Below are 19879 nucleotides of genomic sequence, written 5' to 3' on the forward strand. Positions count from 1 at the left end.
GCGGCGCGGTTCTAGTCGAAAACGGTGAAAACAACCCCATGCACAGTAGAACGGGCCTTGATGGAAAAGGGAAATTTGGGGCGCTCTCGCCCACTCTCCGCTGTCGTCGCCCGGCTTGACCGGGCGACCCAGTACGCCGAGGCGGCGCGGCCGGAGCTGAGAGGCCGCGGCGTACTGGATGCCCCGCTTTCGCGGGGCATGACAGCGAGATTGTGGAGACGCCTACCAAAACAAATCCGCCGGAAGTTGCCCTCCGGCGGATCAGCTTACCTGGCAATTGCGCCTCGCCTCACGCCTTCATCGCCCCCTTCACGGCCTCGGCCGTGATCGGCAGGGCTCGGATGCGGGCGCCTGAGGCGTTGAAGATGGCGTTGCCGATTGCCGGGGCGATGACCGTCACCGCGGGCTCGCCAACGCCGGTGGCCTTTTCGCCGTTGGCGATCACGGCGACGGCGACCTCGGGCATCTGGCTCATGCGCAAGGGCGTGTAGCTGTCGAAGTTTGTCTGCTCGATGCCACCGTCCTTGAGCGTCGCCTTCTCATACATCGCCAGCGACAGGCCCCACAGCGCCGCACCCTCGACCTGGGCACGGATGTTGTCGGGATGCACCTGCGTGCCGACGTCGGTTGCGACCGTGAGCTTCTTCACGATCACCTCGCCCGACGGCGCCACCGCGACATGGGCGACGCACGCCGTCCAGCTCGCGGTCGCGCGTTCCTGCGAGGAGACGCAGGCCACGCCCATGCCCTCGCCTTTCGGCAATTGCTTGGTGCCGTAGCCGGACAGCCCCATCGCGGCGAGCAACGTGTTGCGCAGCCGCTGCGCGCCGCCGTCGTTCTTGCCCTTGCCGTCGAGCAGCGCGATGCGGAACTGCGCCGGGTCCTTGCCGGTCGCAGCCGCGATCTCGTCGATCATGCTTTCGACCGCCCAGAACGTCCAGCCGGGCGCCACCGAGCGAAGCTGCCCGGACGGCGTCGCATTGTGCGCGAGCTCGTTCTTGATCGCGCGCACATAATGGTTGGGCACGGTGTAGAAGAAGTCGGCCCCGTTCACCGTGAAGGAATCGAGCGGGCCCTTCTTGTCGACCGAGGGCGTCAGGAAGTCGGGGATGCCCCAGCGCGCGGTCGGCCAGGCCGAGACGACGTCGTGGCTGAGCGCGACGAGCTTGCCGTCGCCGTCCACGCCGGCCTTGACCTTCTGGTAGGTGAGCGGACGCGAGAAATCCATCGTCATGTCGTTCTCGCGCGTGTAGATCACCTTCACCGGCTTGCCGATGGCCTTCGCCGCCTGCACCGCCGGCACCATCATGTCGGCATCGAGCCTGCGGCCAAAACCGCCGCCGAGCCACATCTGGTGCATAACCACGAACTTCGGATCGATCCCGGCGGCACCTGCCGCAATCGCGCCGGAGCGCGTCGCGAACTGGTTGCCGGAATAGATGTGCAGGATGTCGCCCTTGAACTCCGCCGTGGCGTTCATCGGCTCCATCGGCGCGTGGATGTTGATGCTGGTGGTGTACTCCGCCTCCAGCACTTTTGCGGCCGACCCGAACGCCGCGTTGGGATCGCCGTCCTTGACGAAGAACTGGCCGGAATCCTCGAGCTTCTGAAGCCGCTTGCCTTCGTCGAGCAGCGACTCGCTCGAGACCTTCGCGTTCGGACCGCCGTCATAGGCGATCTTCAGCGCCGCGGCCGCCTTCTTGGCGTTGGCATAGGTGCTGGCGACCGCGACGACCCAGCCCGATGTCGTGCCGGTCTTGTCGTCGAGGGTGACGGCCTTGATGAAGCCCGGCACCTTCTTCGCAGCCGAGTCGTCGACCGACTTCACCGTGGCGCCGAAGCGCACCGGCGGCGTGACCACCGCGCCATAGGCCATGCCCGGCAGCATCACGTCGATGCCGTACTTGGCCGTGCCGTTGGTCTTGGAGGGAATGTCGAGCTGCGGCACCGACACGCCGATCATGGTGTACTGGTCCGGCGTCTTCAGCTTGATCGCCTTCAGCTCGTCCGGCGTGAAGGTTTTGGTCGCCTTGCCGCTCTTCACGACATCGGCGAACGACATCTGCTTCTTCGACTTCGGATGCGAGATCACGGAATCGCGCACCACGAGCTCCGACGCCGGCACGCCCATCGCGGCCGCCGCGCCTTCCGTCAATGCCGTCCGTCCGGCTGCGCCGGCCCGGCTCATCGCGTCGAAGTTCATCATGGTCGACCAGCTGCCGCCGGTGATCTGCGCACCCAGCACGGGGTCGTTGAACTTCGGATCGTTGGAGGCGAGCGCGACGCGCATGTCGCTCCACTTCGCGCCGAGCTCCTCGCAGACGATCTGCGCCATGGTGGAGGCGATGTGCTGGCCCATGTCGGCCTTGCCGCAGGTCACGGTGACGAGGCCATCGGGCGCGATCGCATACCAGACGCTCGGCTCGAAGTTCGAAGGCGCAGCGAGCGCCTCACCGATGCCGGGCACGCCGGCATAGCCGAGCACGAGGCCGGTCGCTGCCGTGCCGACCAGGAAGGAGCGGCGGCTGAGATCTGATGTCTCGGGTGTGATGGTGTTCACGTGCTTATTCATGTGGGCCTCCGTTCGTTGCCGGAGACGGATGCGGTGCGCATCTCGGTAGCGGCGCGCATGATCGCCTTCTGGATCCGCGAATAGGTCATGCAACGGCAGAGATTGCCGTCCATATGCGCCACGACCTCCTCCTTGGTCGGATTGGCATTCTTGGCCAGCAGCGAGGCCGCCTGCATGATCTGACCGGACTGGCAGTAGCCGCATTGCGGCACCTGCTCGGCGATCCACGCCTTCTGGAGCGGATGATCGCCCTTGGCGGAGAGGCCTTCGATGGTGGTGATCTTCTTGCCGGCGACATCGCCGACCATGGTCTGGCACGAGCGCACGGCTTCGCCGTTGACGTGCACGGTACAGGCACCGCACAGCCCGGCACCGCAGCCGAACTTGGTGCCGGTCATCTGCAATTGCTCGCGGATCGCCCAGAGGAGCGGCGTGTCGTTCGCCGCATCCACGGACAGACTCCGCCCGTTGATGGTGAGAGTTGGCATAGGCGTCTTCCCCTGCCGGTGCATGAAGCCGCTTACGGCGGCAACTTGAACAGTGGACGCCCACCGGGCTGGCGCCCACCTTGATCGCGAGAATGATAGGGTTCGCAGCCAGAGGCAAATGCAATTTGGAATCGATCGAAACTATCGCGGCAGCTCAGTGTTGTGCGTTGCGACAACGGCACCCGACGCAGCGACTGGACGCAACAGAGAATGCATCAGGCATGCGTGCCATCGCGTTCAGGCAGTTTCTTCCAGGTAACCCGTCGGGCTAGGATCGACGCGAAAACAACAACCAGCATAAAGAGGCGGGAGACATGCCAAGGATCGATCGGGACGGTGTCGGGATCTACTACGAAGTTCACGGCGACGGTCCGCCGCTGTTGCTCACCCACGGCTATTCCTCGACCTCGGCGATGTGGCATGGGCAAGTCGACGCGCTCGCGAGGGACCTCCTGTGGGACATGCGCGGCCACGGCCAGTCCGACTATCCCGACGATCCCCATGCCTATAGCGAAACGCTCACCACCGGCGACATGGCCGCGATCCTGGATGCGGTCGGCGCCGAGCGCGCCATCATCGGCGGGCTCTCGCTCGGCGGCTACATGTCGCTCGCGTTCTATCGCGCTTACCCGCAACGCGCCCGTGCCCTGCTGATCATCGACACCGGCCCCGGCTTCAAGAAGGACGACGCGCGCGAGGCCTGGAATGCGCGGGCGCTTGCGACCGCCGACAAGCTCGACCATGAAGGTCTCGACATGCTGAAGTCGGCGACACGCGAGCGCGCCACCGCGAGCCATCGCAACGCCAGGGGATTGGCGCTCGCCGCACGCGGCATGCTGACCCAGCGCGACGCCCGCGTGATCGAGCTGCTCCCCGACATCAAGGTGCCCTGCCTCATCGTGGTCGGCGCCGACGACGCGCCGTTCCTCGCGGCGTCCGACTACATGGCCGCAAAGATCCCCGGCGCACAAAAGGTCGTGATCCCCGCCGCCGGTCACGCCGTCAACATCGATCAGCCCAAGGCTTTTATTGACGCGGTGACGCCTTTCCTGAAGAACTTGCCGGGATAGGACGGTCGGACAGGGACACTGGCAATGAAGCAAGCGATACTGGCTGCGAGCGCGGTGCTGCTGTCGATGTCTGCGCAGGCCGAACCGTTCGGCGGCACGCAGCCGCGCCGGCCCTTCGTTGCGACCTTGTCGAACAACACGCCGCTCGCCTTCGGCATGGATGCCGAGCAGACCGCGCGGGCACTGGGTCAGCCTCTGCAATATGTGCGCGGGCGGCCCGGCAACGAGATCTATCTCGCGCTTCGCAACCTCGGCGGCAGCGGACTGATCCCCTACCGTCACCGCCTGTTCCTGCAGTTCCGTCACGGACGGCTGGCGGGATGGAAGGAAGACTACGGCGAGAACTGGATGTGGGAGTGAGAGCGACGCACAGCCGCCTCCCCTCATCCTGAGGAGCTTGCGGAGCAAGCGTCTCGAAGGATGAAGGCCCCCGCTGCTGCTTCTCGGCCTCCATCCTTCGAGACGCGCTGACGCGCTCCTCAGGATGAGGGAAGAGATTAGAGTTCGTATTAACAAAGAAGGACAACCCGCGTGGGACAAGACATCAAGCTGACGGCTTCCGACAATTTCCAGCTCGGCGCCTATCGCGCTGATCCCTCAGGCGCCCCGAAGGGCGCGGTGGTGGTGATCCAGGAGATCTTTGGGGTCAATCACCACATCCGCTCGGTCTGCGACCGCATCGCCAGGGAAGGCTATGTCGCGATCGCGCCGTCGATCTTCGACCGGACCTCGCCGAACTTCCAGTCGGGCTACACGCCGGACGAGATCGCCGAGGCGCGCAAGTTCGTCGCCAGTCCCGACTGGGACGCGATGCTGCGCGACACGCAGGCCGCGATCGACGCGGTGAAGAGCGTCGGGCCGGTCGGCATCATCGGCTTTTGCCTGGGCGGCAGCGTCGCCTTTGTCGCGGCGACGCGGCTGTCGGGCCTGAAGGCCGCGATCGGCTATTACGGCGGCGCCGTGGTGCGCTTTGCCGACGAGAAACCGAAGGCGCCGACGCAACTGCATTTCGGCGAGAAGGATGCCGGCATTCCCCTGACCGACGTCGAGACCGTCAAGGCGAAGCGGCCGGATGTGGCGGTCTTCATCTATCCAGGCGCCCAGCACGGCTTCCACTGCGACGAGCGACCGAGCTACGACAAGGCGAGCTCGGATGTCGCCTGGCCGCGCTCGATGGAATTTTTCGCGAAGCATTTGAAATAGCGCGCGCCACTCAAAGCAGGAATCGGGTGGCTGCATCACGGCACCCGGCGATAGAGCTGGCCGATCAAGCCAACTCGCGCCGGGAGATCGCCATGCAGCGAGCCATCACGCACCTCGTCATCCGCAATCCGTTCGGAACCATGGACGTCCCGGGCCCGGACGATTCTGAAGTCATGGACTACGCCGCGACCGCCACGCTGGCCGGCGACGCGGCCGACATCAACGCGGCGGCATGGACATCCATTGCCGCCCTCTCCGATCCGCTCGAAGGCATCTGGGCTAGCAGATGGAATGGCGGCGCCGATCCGACCATTGCGGGCGATACGCCGGACAGATGGAAAGAGGGGCGCGCCGAAGTCCGCGTCGCGGGGAGCCGGATCTATCTGCGTTTCGACTGGGACCAGGGCCGCCGGCACGGCCTGATCGATGCTGCGCGCGAGGGCGCGCGCCTGGTCGGAAAGTACATCAACCTGACCACGCCTGCGATCACGCGACCATGGGTCGGGCTCGTGGTCGATGGCACGCGCATCGACGGACGCTTTCCGAACGGGCGGCTGGATTTCAGGCGGTGAGCTAGAACCAGCGCTCGCCGACGAACACGGTGTCGCCGGGGCTCAAGGGAGTGCCGAGCGGGACGATGGCGCGCATCGCGCCGCCGGCTTCGGTGTGCGTGACGGTGACCACGTCGCGCTTGGCGCGGGGTGAGAATCCGCCGGCGATCGCGACCGCGCTTTCGACCGTCATGTTCGGCACATAAGGATATTGGCCGGGTGCGGTGACTTCGCCGAGGATGAAGAACGGGCGGTAGGCTTCGATCTCGACCGCGACCGAGGGCTCGCGGATGTAACCGTTGCGGAGGCGCGCGGCGATTTCACCGGCGAGACCCGCCGGGGTGCGGCCGCGGGCCGGCACCCCGCCGATCAGCGGCATGGTGATCGAACCGCCGGCATCGATGGCGTAGCTGTTGGTGAGGCCTTCCTGGCCGTAGACCACGACGCGCAGCCTGTCGCCTGCATCGAGATGATAGGAGGAGTCGTAGCGCACTGGCGCCGCCATCGGCGCGGCGTAGCCGACCGGCATGGGTGCAGGCGACGAGGCAAAGGAATTGCGCAACGCGCCGATGGCGCCGCCACCGTCGGCGACGACGACCGGCTGTGGTGCGCCATAGGGCTGACCATAGGCCATGGAGTCGAGATCGGCACGGGGCTGCATGACCGCGACGGGACCGGCGGTCTGCATGCAGCCGCCGAGGGCAAGCGCGGCGGACGCTGCCAAGGAGGCTGTCAAGATCGACCATCGAAACGCGCGTGCAACCGGCACAGGACCTATCCCTCGAAACGAGACGGTCCAGTCTTGCACCGGTTATGGTTAACAAAGCGTTGAGGGGGGTGTCAGCGCGGCAATGCGGATGCGATGGCACCGCGCACTCCGTCATGCCCCGGGCTTGTCCCGGGCATGACGAGTTGTTCGTGGCGAACTTACGCGCTCACGCCCACGCCGATCGGGCAGGACACGCCGGTGCCACCGAGGCCGCAATAGCCGGCGGGGTTCTTCGCCAGATATTGCTGATGGTAGTCCTCGGCGAAATAGAACGCGCCGGCGGGCGCGATCTCGGTGGTGATGGCGCCGAGACCTTTTGCAGCAAGCGCCTTCTGATAGAGCCCCTTCGATTCATCGGCCGCTTTCTTCTGCGCATCTGAATAAGTGTAGATCGCGCTTCGGTACTGCGTGCCGACATCGTTGCCCTGGCGCATGCCCTGCGTCGGGTTGTGGCTCTCCCAGAACGTCTTCAGGAGTTTCTCGTAAGAGATTTTCTTCGGATCGAACACGACCAACACCACTTCGGTGTGGCCGGTGCGTCCCGAACAGGTCTCTTCATAGGTCGGGTTCGGCGTGTGGCCGCCGGCATAGCCGACAGCGGTCGCGTAAACACCGTCGCCGAGCTGCCAGAATTTGCGCTCGGCGCCCCAGAAGCAGCCGAGCCCGAACACGGCCTGCTCGAGGCCCGCGGGATAAGGCGGCTGCAACTTCGCGCCGTTGACGAAATGGGTGGTCGCGGTGGGAATGGCTTGCGCACGGCCCGGCAGCGCTTCCGTGGCGCTCGGCAATGCGGTGGTCTTGCGCATGAACAGCATGATTGGCTCTCCGAGACGAGCTGTCCGTCGCTTGAGCCAATGCAACAAGCCAAGGGCTCAGGCGGCGCGCTCGCGATCAAGGTGGGAATATAGGTATCTACGCAGGAGGGGGCAGCCCTGTTACGGCTGGCGGCAACGCGAGGTTCAGTCTCGGCGGGAATTGAAAGATCAATCCCGGGAATAACCGATCAGCGGCTTCCGCGGGCGGAACAGGATCATCAGCAGGATGCCCAAAATGCCGAGCACGGCGAAAACCGGCTGATCCAGCACGAGGCGGATCACCGAGGTCCAGAGCCAGGGCGCCTTGGCCTCGACCCAGGTACGAAACGCCGTCTGGCTGGCCTGGTTGATGTCGTTCCAGAACTGGCCGAACCGGGTGAACCGCAGGGTCTGGTCGGCCACCCAGCGGGCGCCGTCATAGACCATGAAGATGAACCCGCCGGCCAGCAGCAACAGCCCAATCAGTCGGAAAATGCCGCGGATCATGCCTCACCTATATGGTCGTCCGATCGGACGACCTCTGCAATGCCGCCAGCCAATAGCCGGGCGACGGCAGAAATTCAACCTCTTCAGGGCGTTACGGCGCGCGCTGGAGCGCCCGAGGCCTGTTTTCCAGCCCCGGAAAGCGTTGACGGTGCCGCAGACCCCCTCTATAAGGGCGCCAACTGGCGGTGGGCGCAATCCTGCCGCCGCTGTTCTTTGAGCAGTTGCAGGCTCCCTGAGCTTTAAGGGCTTGGAGCCTCAGAGACGACCGCAAGGCCGTCGCTCATGTTCCGGGAACAGCCCAGCAACCGAACACCCTAAATCCGAGCGTCGATTAAGCGGTCAAGCAGCCGGCGCTACCCGAACAAGACGCGACCGGTACCGCAAAGGATATTGAGACCATGGCCAATACCACTTCCGCCAAGAAAGCGACGCGCAAGATCGCCCGCCGCACTGCCGTCAACAAGTCGCGCCGCACCCAGATGCGCGGTGCCGTGCGTACCGTCGAAGAAGCCATCGCCACCGGCGATCGCGCCGCCGCGCTGAAGGCGATGGCGAGCGCCGAGCCCGCGCTGATGCAGGCCGCGCAGCGCAACATCGTTCACAAGAACAACGCGAGCCGCAAAGTCTCCCGGCTCACCGCGCAGATCGCCAAGCTCGCGAAGTAAGCTCGTCGAGTCGTCCGATCGACTGATCGGATCGACATCGCGCTCGTCAATCAGCCCGGCTCGCGCCGGGCTTTTTGTTGCCTGTCACAATTCACGCTTGCGGTCGTTGGGCGACCACTCTTCCGTTGGAAGACTCGTGTCGTCTTCGCTGCGCTGCGCCCGTAATTTCACTGGCGGATGTTTTTGCAACAGCGGAAACTTTCACTGCGCTGCGAAAAACCCCTGCGGGGCGGGCTTAAGTTGAATCCGCGCGCGCGAGAGTTCTGCACACCGTAGTTTTCCCGGAACCGGTTCGCGATGGAGTTACCCTGCGAAACGAGACTCAAAAAGCGGTGTGTCAATAATCACTTATCGACATAGCGCCGACAAGCATTTGGAAAAATTGCCCGCAAGGCGTGCGCGTGACGCTTTTGTAAAAAATTTTTGGCGGTGGCGGAGATTTGTCACATGACGCGCGGCGCCTTCGAATCTGTGCACGGATTCAAACTCTTGCTCGCAAGCCTGTGCACAACTCCCGCGCGCCGTTAACGCTGGTCAAGTTTTTAGTCGCCTCAAGTGTGAATCAATTTCGTTGCGAGTCTTTCCGCATAGTGTATTCCTTAAGTCGTCCGCAGCGCCCACGATCTCAAGACCAGCGCGGTTTTAGAAACGGGGCGAGCGTGCAAATCGGCGGCGGTGTGCACGTAGGCGACGCTTCAACAAGCGATTGTCGGTTCAAAACCCATAGCAATATGGGAACGGTAGCTCTTTGTCTGAATGTCTCCAAGCGGGATCTTCGATCCCGCTCGCGCCAGACGCAAACGAGAGATGTCATGAAACTACCGCGACACACGTGATGGCGTAGCCGAGCGGACGAACAGTGCAGACGGGCGGGACATCGGCGACTTCAGTCGCAGTTGTCTTCAGGACACGCAGGACCTTGCCGTGAGCAATCACGGCAGGACGGGGAGGGTATCATGTCTTACGGACTCAACGCGGTATTGAAACAAGCCACCTACTCCAACGATGCCGGTTTAGATCAGCCCAACATCCAGCCTCCCGCGTGTGACGGAGCGCCGAGTACGCGCTGACCTCGCGACCCCTCCATCTCTGACATCGCCAGTCCGACCCGCGGCGTTCGCGCCGAACGGCGGAGCTGTGTCCGACGATGGAATCGCTCGAGGTCGTGCCCTTTGAAGGCTCCTGGCGGGACCCCTTCATGGCACTCACAACGCAACTTTATCTCTCAATAGAAGTTTTTTGACGATGAACACATCGGAACAGGATCGCTGGTCACGCGTGAAGAGCCGGCTGCGCTCGAACGTAGGCGAAGACGTCTATACGAGCTGGTTCGCCCGTATGGATCTGGAAGGCGTGCAGGAGGAGAGCGTGCGGCTCTCGGTGCCGACGCGCTTCCTGAAGAGCTGGATTCAGGCGCATTATGCCGAGCGCGTACTGTCGTGCTGGCAGGCCGAGGCGCCGGAAGTTCATCGCATCGATCTCACCGTTCGCTCCGCGGTGCGCCCGGTCGTGCAGCAGAAGGAGACGCCTGCGCCGGTCGAAACACGCCGCGCACCCGCGCCGGAACTGCGCTCGACGGCGACTGCGCCGGTCTCCGCAAATCATGACGCGCTCGGCGGCTCGCCGCTCGATCCGCGCCTGACCTTTGCAAGCTTCGTCGTCGGCCGCTCCAACACGCTGGCGCATGCGGCGGCTCGTCAGGTCGCCGAAGGGCGTCGCGGCGATCCCGTCATGTTCAACCCGCTCTACATCCATGCGGGCGTTGGGCTGGGCAAGACGCATCTGCTCCAGGCCGTGACCTGGGCCGGCAATTCCGGCAACGAGCGCAAGGTGCTGTACCTCACGGCTGAAAAATTCATGTACGGCTTCGTCGCTGCGCTGAAGACGCAGACGGCGCTCGCCTTCAAGGAAGCGCTGCGCGGCATCGACGTGCTCGTGATCGACGACCTCCAGTTCCTCCAGGGCAAGTCGACCCAAGCCGAGTTCTGTCACACGCTGAACGCGCTGATCGATGCCGGCCGCCAGGTCGTGATCGCGGCCGACCGTCCGCCGTCCGACCTCGAAAGCCTCGACGATCGCGTGCGTTCGCGTCTCGCCGGCGGTCTCGTGGTCGAGATGGGCTCGCTCGGCGAAGAACTGCGGCATGGCATCCTGAAGTCGCGCGTCGCCGCGGCCCGCGCCCATCACGCCACCTTCGACGTGCCGGAGGAGGTGCTGCTTTATCTGGCGCGCACCATCACCCATAACGGCCGCGACCTTGAAGGCGCGATCAACCGGCTTCTCGCGCACTCGAAGCTGAATAACCAGCCGGTGACGCTGGAGATGGCCGAGCGTGAGGTGCGCGATCTGGTCCGGCCGCAGGAGCCGAAGCGGATCAAGATCGAGGACATCCAGCGCGTGGTGGCGCGGCAGTATAATGTCAGCCGTTCCGACCTCCTGTCCTCGCGCCGCACCGCCAACGTGGTCCGTCCGCGCCAGGTGGCGATGTATCTCGCCAAGACGCTGACCCTGCGCTCGCTGCCCGAGATCGGCCGCCGCTTCGGCGGGCGCGACCACACCACGGTGCTGCACGCCGTGCGCAAGATCGAGGCGCTGGTCAACAAGGACACGGCGCTGTCCGAGGAAGTCGAGTCGCTGAAGCGCCAGCTTCAGGAATAAACGCCTAAGGCTCCTGCCATTCTCCCGCCGCCCCGGCCATGCCTGGGCGGCGGTGTTCGTTTGCCGGGACGGCCGCCCTCCTTTTGGGCTGTAAATCGTGGGGAACCACCCCCCCAATCCCTTGAAACGGATGGCTTTCCGCGCCACCTTGCGCGACCCTGACGGCTTTGGTCATATCGGCTGGATGATCCGGCTTTTCGGGGTCTTCGATGCCGTGGCGCGCGTCCCGCCGCCCGGCTTTTCCAACGTTGTGTTTCCTTGGGGATCGGGCGAGTAGTGCAATGAAGGTTACGGTCGAACGCGCGCAACTCCTGAAATCGCTGGGTCATGTCCACCGCGTGGTCGAGCGCCGCAACACCATTCCGATCCTCGGCAACGTGCTGGTGCGCGCCGAGAACGCGAAATTGTCGCTGAAGGCGACCGACCTCGACCTCGAGGTGACCGAGACGCTCCCGGCCGAAACCGCGACCGCGGGCTCCACCACCGTGCCGGCGCACATGTTCTACGACATCGTGCGCAAGCTGCCTGACGGCTCGCAGATCGTGCTGGAGGCCGACGGCGACCGCGCCGTGCTGGCGATCCGCGCCGGCCGCTCGCGCTTCACGCTGCAGACCCTGCCGGAGAATGATTTCCCGGATCTGGCCGCCGGCGACATGTCGCATTCGTTCTCGCTCGCCGCCAAGGACGTCAAGCGGCTGATCGACCGCACCCAGTTCGCGATTTCGACCGAAGAGACGCGCTATTACCTCAACGGCATCTATCTGCACGCCGCGGGCACGGCCACGGCCGCCACCCTGCGCGGCGTTGCCACCGACGGCCACCGGCTCGCCCAGCTCGACCTGGTCCAGCCCAAGGGCGCCGACGGCATGCCCGGCGTGATCGTGCCGCGGAAAACCGTCGGCGAGGTGCAGCGCCTGATCGAGGACAACGAGGCCGAAGTCACGATCGAGCTGTCGCAGGCAAAGATCCGCTTCACCATCGGCAATGTGGTGCTGACCTCGAAGCTGATCGACGGCACCTTCCCCGACTATGGCCGCGTGATCCCGCAGGGCAACGACAAGGAACTCGTCGTCGACAAGAAGGATTTCGAGAACGCGGTCGACCGCGTCTCCACCATCTCCAGCGAGCGCGGCCGGGCCGTGAAGCTCTCGCTGTCGCCGGGCAAGCTGGTGCTGTCGGTCACCAACCCGGATTCCGGCAGCGCGACCGAAGAGCTCGAGGTCGAATACGCCTCCGACGCCCTCGATATCGGCTTCAACTCCCGCTACCTGCTCGACATCGCCGCCCAGATCGAAGGCGACGTCGCCACGCTGAAGCTCGCCGACCCCGGCTCGCCGACGCTGGTGCAGGACAAGGACGACAAGAGCGCGCTCTACGTGCTGATGCCGATGCGGGTGTGAGGCCTACCGGCCTCCTTCGCATTGACTACATGCGTCATGGCCGGGCTTGTCCCGGCCATCCACGTCTTGGGAGCCTGAGAACGTGGGTGTCCGGCAATGACAGAGTGATATGACCCCCTCCCGCATTCAACGCCTGACGCTGACGCATTTTCGCAATTACCGGGCGGCGGGGCTCGAGACGGCGGCTGACATGGTGGCGCTGGTCGGGCCGAACGGGGCCGGCAAGACCAATTGCATCGAGGCGATCTCGTTCCTGTCGCCGGGCCGCGGCTTGCGGCGCGCCACGCTGGAAGATGTCGCCGACAACCAGGGCGACGGCTCCTGGGCGGTGTCGGCGCAGGTCGAGGGTGCGCTGGGGCTCGCCACGCTCGGCACCGGCATCGACGCGCCGCGCCCCGACAGCACGATCAGCCGGCGCTGCCGCATCGACCGCGAGCCGGTGAATTCGGCCACCGCCTTCGGCGACCATATCCGCATGGTGTGGCTGACGCCGGCGATGGACGGGCTGTTCATGGGCGCAGCCTCCGAACGGCGGCGCTTCTTCGACCGCCTGGTGCTGGCGATCGACAGCGAGCATTCGAGCCGCATCTCCGCGCTCGAACGCTCCCTGCGGTCGCGCAACCGCCTGCTCGAGACGCGCAATTACGACGACCATTGGTGTGATGCGATCGAGCGCGAGACCGCAGAGCTTGCGGTCGCGGTCGCCGCAACGCGCGGCCAGACCGCGGCGCGTTTGACGGGCATGCTCAACGCCCGCGCGCAGGAATCCGCCTTTCCGTCCGCTCAAATCGCGCTGGACGGCTGGATGGAGAACGCGCTGCTCAACGAGACGGCGACGGCGGTCGAGGACCGCTACCGCCAGATCCTGCGCGACAACCGCCCGCGCGACGCCATCGCCGGCCGCACCACCGACGGCCCGCACCTCACCGATCTCCAGGTGATCTATGCGCCGAAGAGCATGCCGGCGCGCGATGCCTCGACCGGCGAGCAGAAGGCGCTGCTGATTGGCCTCGTGCTGGCGCATGCGAGCCTGGTCGCTGAGATGACCGGCATCGTGCCGCTGCTGCTGCTCGACGAGGTCGTCGCGCATCTCGATCCGAACCGGCGCGCGGCGCTGTTCGAGGAGCTGCGCAAGCTCGGCGCGCAGGTGTGGCTGACCGGCGCCGACCCCGCCGCCTTCGCCGACATTGGCGCAGGCGGCGATGTCTTTGACGTCGAGAGCGGACGTGTCTCCGCCCGGCGATAGACCGCGCCGTTGAACCCGGCCGTTTGCAATCGCGACTAGCCTTTGAGGCCGCGGCGATGCCTGTCACGGCCTTCGCCAGCGCGCAAATGACGTCACGCGCGAAAACCCTTGGAGAATGAGATGCGGACGGTAAGGACCGGGGCGCGAGTCCCGGCTCAATGGCTGGCCTTTGCGTGCGGCCTCCTCTTGCTCGCGGTCTGCATGCTCGCAGCAAGCGCCAGCGCCTGGGTGCCGCATCTGTCGCCGCTGTTCGCGTCGGCGCTCACGCCGGACCCCGCTGCCAAGCTGCCCGCACCGACCCGTTACAGCTACCGAGGAACGCACACCACCGTCGTCAAGGGCATTGAAACGCCGCTCCGCACTAGGCTGGAGGCCACCGTGCCCGCCGAGCTCGGCGACGTCCTCGCCTTCTACCGCACCGAGCTCAGCAAGCTCGGCTGGCAGGAGCAGCGCGATGGCGCGTTGGTCTCCGCCGATCACGTCAAGCTCGCCTTCGCCTCCCCGCTCGGACCTGGCATGCTGGCGCTCGACCGCAAGGACGCCAGCACCGCCGTCAACCTCGTGCAGAAGAATGCATCTGTCGCGGCCAATGCGAACGTGATGCCCGAGCCCGGCCAGGCGAAGCTGGTGTTCTCCAATATCAGCGAAACGGAAGCCACGCTCACGATCAACGACCGGACCATCAGGCACGCCGCCGGCGCCTACGCGGTTTCGCTGGATCTGCAGCCCGGCAGATATTCCTACGAGGTGAGCGTGCCGGGCCATCCAGCCACGACGAACATCCTCAACTTCGCTGCCGGCGATACCTGGGAGCTGACGGTCGGGCGCGACGGAGAGGCATGGTCGCCGCTCCTGCTGTATTGAACCTCACGGGTTTCTGCCGCGACTTCTCGTCTGAGGCCGCGCCGACGGTGTCGCAGCCTGCAAATGCGCGCGCCCGAGCCGTGCGCGATATCCTGGAGACGTGACGATGTCATGATCCCGCGCGGGACCCAAGTCCCGGCACGATGGCAGCTGCTTGCCTGCGGCCTTGTCCTGATGGCGAGCTGCTCGATCGCGGCCGCTGCCGACGGAGGCATTGTCGACGTCCATGCGCTGCCGCAGCTCGAGGGCGCCGTGGAAGACACCTCGCGCCCCGATCCCTACCGCGTCGAATACCGCATGCCGACGCCGGAAGCCGTGACATCGCCGGCGGTGAAGAAACTCCTCAGCGCCGACGGCTGGGTGCCCTATGTGAGGCCGCTGGAGGAGAAGAGCACCACGCTGAACTTCAAGAAGGGACGGCAGGGCCTTTCGGTTCACTTCACGCAGGCCCTCGGCCGGCCCGATCAATCCGTGGTCTACTACACGACCGACCGGATCTACGGGAACGTGCCGTTTCCGGACGGCGCGAGCGACATCATGTTCGATGGGACCCGGCCCTATCTCGGCTGCATTGCGCCGAGCGCGCTCGATGCGACGTCGGATTTCTACGCCAGCCAGATGGCCGCGATCGGCTGGCAGAAACTCACGCCGGAAACCGCCGCGCGCTGGACGACCAGCCTGGATGAAACCGTTCCCAACGGACTGCGCGCCTTCTACGCGCACCCCGACAGCAAGGACACCGGCTTCTACCAGCAGAAGCCGGTCATGCTGACGCTGACGCGCCGCGACGACGGCCGCACCAATGTCGACATCCGGGTGGCGCCGTTCGCCCTGCCCGGCGAACTCAAGGCCGATGGCGATCTTGCCGGCCTGCCGCGGCCGAACCCGACCAAGACGGCCAGGGGCCTCGGCAGCGCAAGCTCCAACAAGCGCGAGATGTCGGCCGCCGCGATGGCCGAGCTGCCCGCCGTGCTCGCCTTCTATCACCGCGAGCTCGCCGCGCGCGGCTGGCAGGAGGATGGCAGCGCGCCGCTCGCCCCCGGCGACGAGGTCGCGATCAAAATCTCCAACGCCGAGGAAACCGGCGTGCTGCGGCTCGGCCGCAAATACGATTTCACCATGGTCAGCCTGACCGCGCAGGTGAAGGACTCCGCGCTTGCCGCCCGCGCCAAGGCGAAGAAGGAGGCCGACGACAAGTTCTTCAGCGATGCCGCAGCAGCCGCACAGAAGATGATCGCCGCAGACGAGGCCCGCCGCAAGGTGCAGGCCGCCGCGCTCTCCGATGCGCCGCTCAATGCGCTCGCCGACAGCAAGACACCGGTGCCGCTGCCCGAGACCGCCGAAGGCGTGACGTTCGAAGGCGGCGACGGCCGGCTCGAATTCTCTTCCACGTCGAGCGTGAAGGCTCTCGGCAGCTTCTACCGCGCATCGTTGAAGAACGCGGGCTGGAAAGAGCAGCCCTCCGTCGTCAACCAGCCCAACATGGCGGTGATGGAATTCTCCAAGGCCGGCAAATCGATCTCGATGACCGTGATGCAGATGGGCCCGAAGGTGAATGTCAGCGCCAACGGCACCGGCCTGGTCGTGGCTGCGGCGAAGCCGGTTGAGGCCAAATCGGCAGAAGCAAAGCCGATCCAAGCCAAATCGACCGAGCCGCTGAAGCCCGATCCCGATTCCGCCCTGCCGGTGCCGACGCAGCGCAGCTCGAGCGGGATCAGCTCGACGAAATTCCCCGGCAGCGACCAGTCGTTCCGCAAGGAGCTTGAAGCCAGCATTCCGGCTGAGCTCTCAGATGTCCTCGCCTTCTATCGCGCAGAGCTCACCAAGCGCGGCTGGCAGGAAAAGACTGACGGCGCGACTGTTACCGCCGATCGGGCGGAGCTTGCGTTCACCTCGCCGGAGGGTCCGGCCATGCTGAAGCTCGGCCGCGCCAGGGAGGAGACAACGGTCAGCCTGGTGCAGCGGAATCCGCAGGCCGCGGCCAAGGCCGACATCATGCCCAAGGCGGGCCAGGCCAGGCTGATGCTCGGCAATATCGGGCCGAAGGAGGCGTCGCTGACGATCAACAAGCAGACCATCAAGATCGCGGCCGGCGCCGGCGGCCCGCAATCGCCGAAAGGCCCGATGCTCGACCTCCCGCCCGGCAAGTACCAGTACGCGCTGCGTATGCCCGGTCAGCCCGCCCGCACCGACACCCTCACCGTTGCCGCCGGCGATGCCTGGGGCCTCCTGGTGGGACCAAGCGGCGACGTGCTTCCGCTGCAAATGTATTGAGGTGCGACGAAGCAGGTGCGCCCACGCACAGCCGGCGTTTCGGACCCGTGGGCGGAAAGTTGATCTAGATCAACAGACGTTGCGGCATCGCGTCCCGAATAGACGTCAACAGGGTTCTGACGTCTCCAAGAGGGAGTTTGCAATGCCCGGTACCCGTCACGTTGACGATAGCTCAAAGCCAGAAAGCCGCTTACTAAACCACCGCAACTTGCTGCTTTGTGGCACCGCACTGACCGTCGCTTTTTGGCTGTGTGCTCTGGAGACGACCTGCCTCGCGCAGCAAACCACCGGCACGCCGGGTTCGCCGAGCGCCACGACAACCATCGATGGCAAGCAGCTTCCGCCTGAACCTCCGAAGTTCGAAGGCGTGATCAAGGAAGATGCCGCGGACTCCAAGCCATACTGGCCACCGTCCGTTGTGCCGCCCAAAGGCGCGCCGAACGTGCTGCTGATCATGACCGACGACCAGGGTTATGGCGTGACCGGCACCTTCGGTGGGGTGGTCCCGACCCCGAACATGGATCGCATCGCCAAGGCGGGCCTGCGTTACACGCAGTTTCACTCGACAGCGCTCTGCTCGCCGACGCGGGCAGCGCTGATCACCGGCCGCAACCACCACTCGGTCGGGTTTGGCGTGATCGGTGAAATGTCCACCGGCTATCCGGGCTACGATTCCGTCATTGGCCAGGAAAGTGCGACGATCGGGACCATTCTGCGGGATAACGGATTTGCCACCTCGTGGTTCGGCAAGAACCACAACACCCCGACCTATCTGTACAGCTCGGCCGGGCCGTTCGACCAATGGCCGGTCGGAATGGGATTCGAATATTTCTACGGCTTCATGGGCGGCGAGACCGACCAGTGGACGCCTTACCTTTTCCGCAACACGAGCCAGGTTTTTCCATGGGTCGGCAAGACCGGCTACAACCTCATCACCGACATGGCGGATGACGCCATCAACTACATGAACGGACTGAACGCGGCGGCGCCCGAGAAGCCGTTCTTCGTCTACTACGTGCCTGGCGGCACCCATTCCCCGCATCAGCCGAAGAAGGAATGGAGCGAGAAGTTCAAGGGCAAGTTCGACATGGGTTGGGAGAAGCTGCGCGAGCAGATCTTCGCCAATCAGAAGAAACTCGGGGTGATCCCGGCGAACACCCAGCTCACCGCCTGGCCGGATACGCTGCCGAAGTGGGACTCGCTCTCGTTCATCCAGAAGAAATTGTACGCGCGCGAAGCCGAGGTGTTTGCCGGCTATGCGGCCTATACCGACTACGAAATCGGCCGCGTCATCCAGGCGGTCGAGGACATGGGCAAACTCGACAACACCCTGATCATCTATATCAGCGGCGACAATGGCACCAGCGCCGAAGGCACGCTCGAGGGCACGCCGAACCAGATGACCGCCTACAACGGCATTCTGAAACTGCCCGAAACCGAACTGATGCTCCATTACGAGGATTGGGGCTCCGACAAGACCTACCCGCATATGTCGGTGGCGTGGTCGTGGGCCTTCGATACCCCGTTCAAATGGACCAAGCAGGTGGCATCGCACTTCGGCGGCACCCGGCAAGGCATGGCCATCTCATGGCCCGGTCATATCAAGGACGTTGGCGGCATCCGCAGCCAATTCCATCACATGATCGACATCGTGCCGACGATTCTGGAAGCCACAGGCATTCAGGCTCCCGACACCGTCAATGGCATCAAGCAAAGGCCCATCGAGGGCGTCAGCATGGCCTATACGTTCGACCAGGCCAACGCCAACGCGCCGTCAAAGCGCGACACGCAATATTTCGAGATGTTCGCGAACCGCGGCATCTATCACGATGGTTGGTATGCATGTACGACGCCGCCTGCGCCTCCCTGGCTTCTGGGCACCGCCAAGCTGCCGGGGATCAATGAATACAAGTGGGAGCTTTACAACATCGCCGAGGATTACTCGCAGGCCAATGACCTCGCAGCCAAGAATCCCGACAAGCTCAAGGAGTTGCAAGCGTTGTTCCTGTCGGAGGCGGCGAAATACCAGGTCTTTCCGCTGGACAACTCGATCCTGCCCCGCATTGTGACACCGCGCCCAAGCGCGACCGCCGGACGAACCGTTTTCACATATTCTGGTGAGAACGCTGGCATCCCTGACGCTAACGCTCCGAGCCTTCTCAACAAGGATTACACGATCACGGCCGAGGTTACCGTTCCCAAGGGCGGCGCGGAAGGAATGATCGCAACTCTAGGCGGTCGCTTTGGCGGATACGCCCTCTACCTGCTCAAAGGCAAGCCGGTCTTCGTCTATAACCTGCTCGATCTAGAACGGTACCGCTGGGAAGGCGGCATTGGCGGTCGCGACTTGTTTACGGATGCGCTCAAGCCGGGCAAGCACACCATTGTATTCGACTTCAAGTACAACGGACCCGGCCCGGGCAAGGGTGGCACCGGTGTACTGACGGCCGATGGCAAGCTGGTTGCCGCAAAGACGATCCCGCACACGATTCCGTTTCTTATGGCCATCGACGAAACGTTTGACATCGGCAGCGACACCCGCACGACGGTGGACGACAGCTACAAGCTGCCCTTCCGTTTCACCGGCAAGATCGACAAGCTGACCTTCAAGCTTGGCGCGACGCAGATGACGGAGGATGAGCAAAAGGTCATTCGACACGCACTTGAAAGAGCGAGGGACTAAGCGCGACAAGTCGTGGCGATTCATGTCGGCCCCAACGCCACAACTCATCCTTCTTCGCTAGGAAATCGTTCGGCGGATCCGCTTCGAAAGCCTGCGCGAAATATCATCGCGTAGAGAAGGGAGTGCCGGCAGTGG

Annotated in this window: 16 protein-coding genes; 11 read left to right on the plus strand and 5 right to left on the minus strand. The window is 64.5% G+C overall.

What is annotated here, in order from left to right; translation table 11 throughout:
* Positions 1–289: 289 nt before the first annotated feature.
* Entirely contained in the window at positions 290–2572 is a 2283-nt protein-coding gene (locus ABIB99_RS19795) for a xanthine dehydrogenase family protein molybdopterin-binding subunit (RefSeq protein WP_354177211.1), read from the minus strand.
* The gene (locus tag ABIB99_RS19800) at positions 2569–3060 is read right to left on the minus strand and encodes a (2Fe-2S)-binding protein (protein ID WP_014491023.1); all 492 of its coding nucleotides are present in this window, start codon (positions 3058–3060) and stop codon (positions 2569–2571) included. The genes ABIB99_RS19795 and ABIB99_RS19800 overlap by 4 nt, the downstream gene beginning before the upstream one ends.
* 314 nt (positions 3061–3374) lie before the next feature.
* Between ABIB99_RS19800 and ABIB99_RS19805 the strand changes: the two genes are divergently transcribed.
* The 4 genes from ABIB99_RS19805 to ABIB99_RS19820 all read left to right on the plus strand — a co-directional run bounded on the left by ABIB99_RS19805 (position 3375) and on the right by ABIB99_RS19820 (position 5905).
* On the plus strand, positions 3375–4130 hold the full coding sequence (locus ABIB99_RS19805) for an alpha/beta fold hydrolase (protein ID WP_354177212.1): 756 nt from the start codon (positions 3375–3377) through the stop codon (positions 4128–4130).
* A gap of 24 nt (positions 4131–4154) precedes the next feature.
* Positions 4155–4490 (plus strand): hypothetical protein, encoded by a 336-nt coding sequence (locus tag ABIB99_RS19810; protein WP_085405078.1) that lies wholly within the window; start codon positions 4155–4157, stop codon positions 4488–4490.
* 171 nt (positions 4491–4661) lie between these two features.
* Positions 4662–5333: a dienelactone hydrolase family protein gene (locus ABIB99_RS19815; protein WP_354177213.1), complete on the plus strand. Its 672-nt coding sequence runs from the start codon at positions 4662–4664 to the stop codon at positions 5331–5333.
* 92 nt (positions 5334–5425) lie between these two features.
* Entirely contained in the window at positions 5426–5905 is a 480-nt protein-coding gene (locus ABIB99_RS19820; protein ID WP_354177214.1) for a hypothetical protein, read from the plus strand.
* Position 5906: 1 nt separating this feature from the next.
* Here ABIB99_RS19820 and ABIB99_RS19825 read toward each other — a convergent pair whose 3' ends face one another.
* The 3 genes from ABIB99_RS19825 to ABIB99_RS19835 all read right to left on the minus strand — a co-directional run bounded on the left by ABIB99_RS19825 (position 5907) and on the right by ABIB99_RS19835 (position 7954).
* The gene (locus ABIB99_RS19825; RefSeq protein ID WP_028151117.1) at positions 5907–6653 is read right to left on the minus strand and encodes a polysaccharide biosynthesis/export family protein; all 747 of its coding nucleotides are present in this window, start codon (positions 6651–6653) and stop codon (positions 5907–5909) included.
* Between the two features lie 158 nt (positions 6654–6811).
* Positions 6812–7468 carry a peptide-methionine (S)-S-oxide reductase MsrA gene (gene msrA / locus ABIB99_RS19830; RefSeq protein WP_354177215.1) on the minus strand — a complete coding sequence of 219 codons (657 nt, stop codon included), beginning with the start codon at positions 7466–7468 and terminating at the stop codon, positions 6812–6814.
* 168 nt (positions 7469–7636) lie between these two features.
* Positions 7637–7954 (minus strand): hypothetical protein, encoded by a 318-nt coding sequence (locus tag ABIB99_RS19835; protein WP_208083689.1) that lies wholly within the window; start codon positions 7952–7954, stop codon positions 7637–7639.
* Between the two features lie 398 nt (positions 7955–8352).
* Here ABIB99_RS19835 and rpsT point away from each other — a divergent pair, with 398 nt between their 5' ends.
* The 7 genes from rpsT (at position 8353) to ABIB99_RS19870 (ending at position 19744) form a co-directional block, all read left to right on the plus strand.
* Positions 8353–8619 carry a 30S ribosomal protein S20 gene (gene rpsT, locus ABIB99_RS19840; RefSeq protein WP_028151115.1) on the plus strand — a complete coding sequence of 89 codons (267 nt, stop codon included), beginning with the start codon at positions 8353–8355 and terminating at the stop codon, positions 8617–8619.
* A 1245-nt stretch (positions 8620–9864) separates the two neighbouring features.
* A complete protein-coding gene (gene dnaA, locus ABIB99_RS19845; RefSeq protein WP_063980098.1) occupies positions 9865–11277 on the plus strand; it encodes a chromosomal replication initiator protein DnaA in 1413 nt (470 codons plus the stop codon).
* Positions 11278–11558: 281 nt separating this feature from the next.
* Entirely contained in the window at positions 11559–12677 is a 1119-nt protein-coding gene (gene dnaN / locus ABIB99_RS19850; RefSeq protein WP_014491013.1) for a DNA polymerase III subunit beta, read from the plus strand.
* A gap of 109 nt (positions 12678–12786) precedes the next feature.
* Complete coding sequence (gene recF / locus ABIB99_RS19855; RefSeq protein WP_354177217.1) at positions 12787–13923, plus strand: DNA replication/repair protein RecF; 1137 nt, start codon at positions 12787–12789, stop codon at positions 13921–13923.
* 120 nt (positions 13924–14043) lie between these two features.
* Positions 14044–14787 carry a hypothetical protein gene (locus ABIB99_RS19860; protein ID WP_354177218.1) on the plus strand — a complete coding sequence of 248 codons (744 nt, stop codon included), beginning with the start codon at positions 14044–14046 and terminating at the stop codon, positions 14785–14787.
* Positions 14788–14898: 111 nt separating this feature from the next.
* On the plus strand, positions 14899–17061 hold the full coding sequence (locus tag ABIB99_RS19865) for a hypothetical protein (protein WP_354177219.1): 2163 nt from the start codon (positions 14899–14901) through the stop codon (positions 17059–17061).
* A complete protein-coding gene (locus ABIB99_RS19870; RefSeq protein ID WP_354177220.1) occupies positions 17003–19744 on the plus strand; it encodes an arylsulfatase in 2742 nt (913 codons plus the stop codon). Before ABIB99_RS19865 ends, ABIB99_RS19870 begins: the two co-directional genes overlap by 59 nt.
* Positions 19745–19879 lie beyond the last annotated feature (135 nt).

It is taken from the genome of Bradyrhizobium sp. LA6.1, assembly GCF_040547805.1.
Classification (GTDB): Bacteria; Pseudomonadota; Alphaproteobacteria; order Rhizobiales; family Xanthobacteraceae; genus Bradyrhizobium; species Bradyrhizobium barranii.

Excerpts from the sequence above, each read along its gene's own strand:
- ABIB99_RS19795 (WP_354177211.1), bottom strand. The coding sequence starts at position 2,572 with ATGAATAAGCACGTGAACACCATCACACCCGAGACATCAGATCTCAGC.
- ABIB99_RS19800 (WP_014491023.1), bottom strand. The coding sequence starts at position 3,060 with ATGCCAACTCTCACCATCAACGGGCGGAGTCTGTCCGTGGATGCGGCG.
- ABIB99_RS19805 (WP_354177212.1), top strand. The coding sequence starts at position 3,375 with ATGCCAAGGATCGATCGGGACGGTGTCGGGATCTACTACGAAGTTCAC.
- ABIB99_RS19810 (WP_085405078.1), top strand. The coding sequence starts at position 4,155 with ATGAAGCAAGCGATACTGGCTGCGAGCGCGGTGCTGCTGTCGATGTCT.
- ABIB99_RS19820 (WP_354177214.1), top strand. The coding sequence starts at position 5,426 with ATGCAGCGAGCCATCACGCACCTCGTCATCCGCAATCCGTTCGGAACC.
- msrA (WP_354177215.1), bottom strand. The coding sequence starts at position 7,468 with ATGCTGTTCATGCGCAAGACCACCGCATTGCCGAGCGCCACGGAAGCG.
- ABIB99_RS19835 (WP_208083689.1), bottom strand. The coding sequence starts at position 7,954 with ATGATCCGCGGCATTTTCCGACTGATTGGGCTGTTGCTGCTGGCCGGC.
- rpsT (WP_028151115.1), top strand. The coding sequence starts at position 8,353 with ATGGCCAATACCACTTCCGCCAAGAAAGCGACGCGCAAGATCGCCCGC.
- dnaA (WP_063980098.1), top strand. The coding sequence starts at position 9,865 with ATGAACACATCGGAACAGGATCGCTGGTCACGCGTGAAGAGCCGGCTG.
- dnaN (WP_014491013.1), top strand. The coding sequence starts at position 11,559 with ATGAAGGTTACGGTCGAACGCGCGCAACTCCTGAAATCGCTGGGTCAT.
- recF (WP_354177217.1), top strand. The coding sequence starts at position 12,787 with ATGACCCCCTCCCGCATTCAACGCCTGACGCTGACGCATTTTCGCAAT.
- ABIB99_RS19860 (WP_354177218.1), top strand. The coding sequence starts at position 14,044 with ATGCGGACGGTAAGGACCGGGGCGCGAGTCCCGGCTCAATGGCTGGCC.
- ABIB99_RS19865 (WP_354177219.1), top strand. The coding sequence starts at position 14,899 with ATGATCCCGCGCGGGACCCAAGTCCCGGCACGATGGCAGCTGCTTGCC.
- ABIB99_RS19870 (WP_354177220.1), top strand. The coding sequence starts at position 17,003 with ATGCCTGGGGCCTCCTGGTGGGACCAAGCGGCGACGTGCTTCCGCTGC.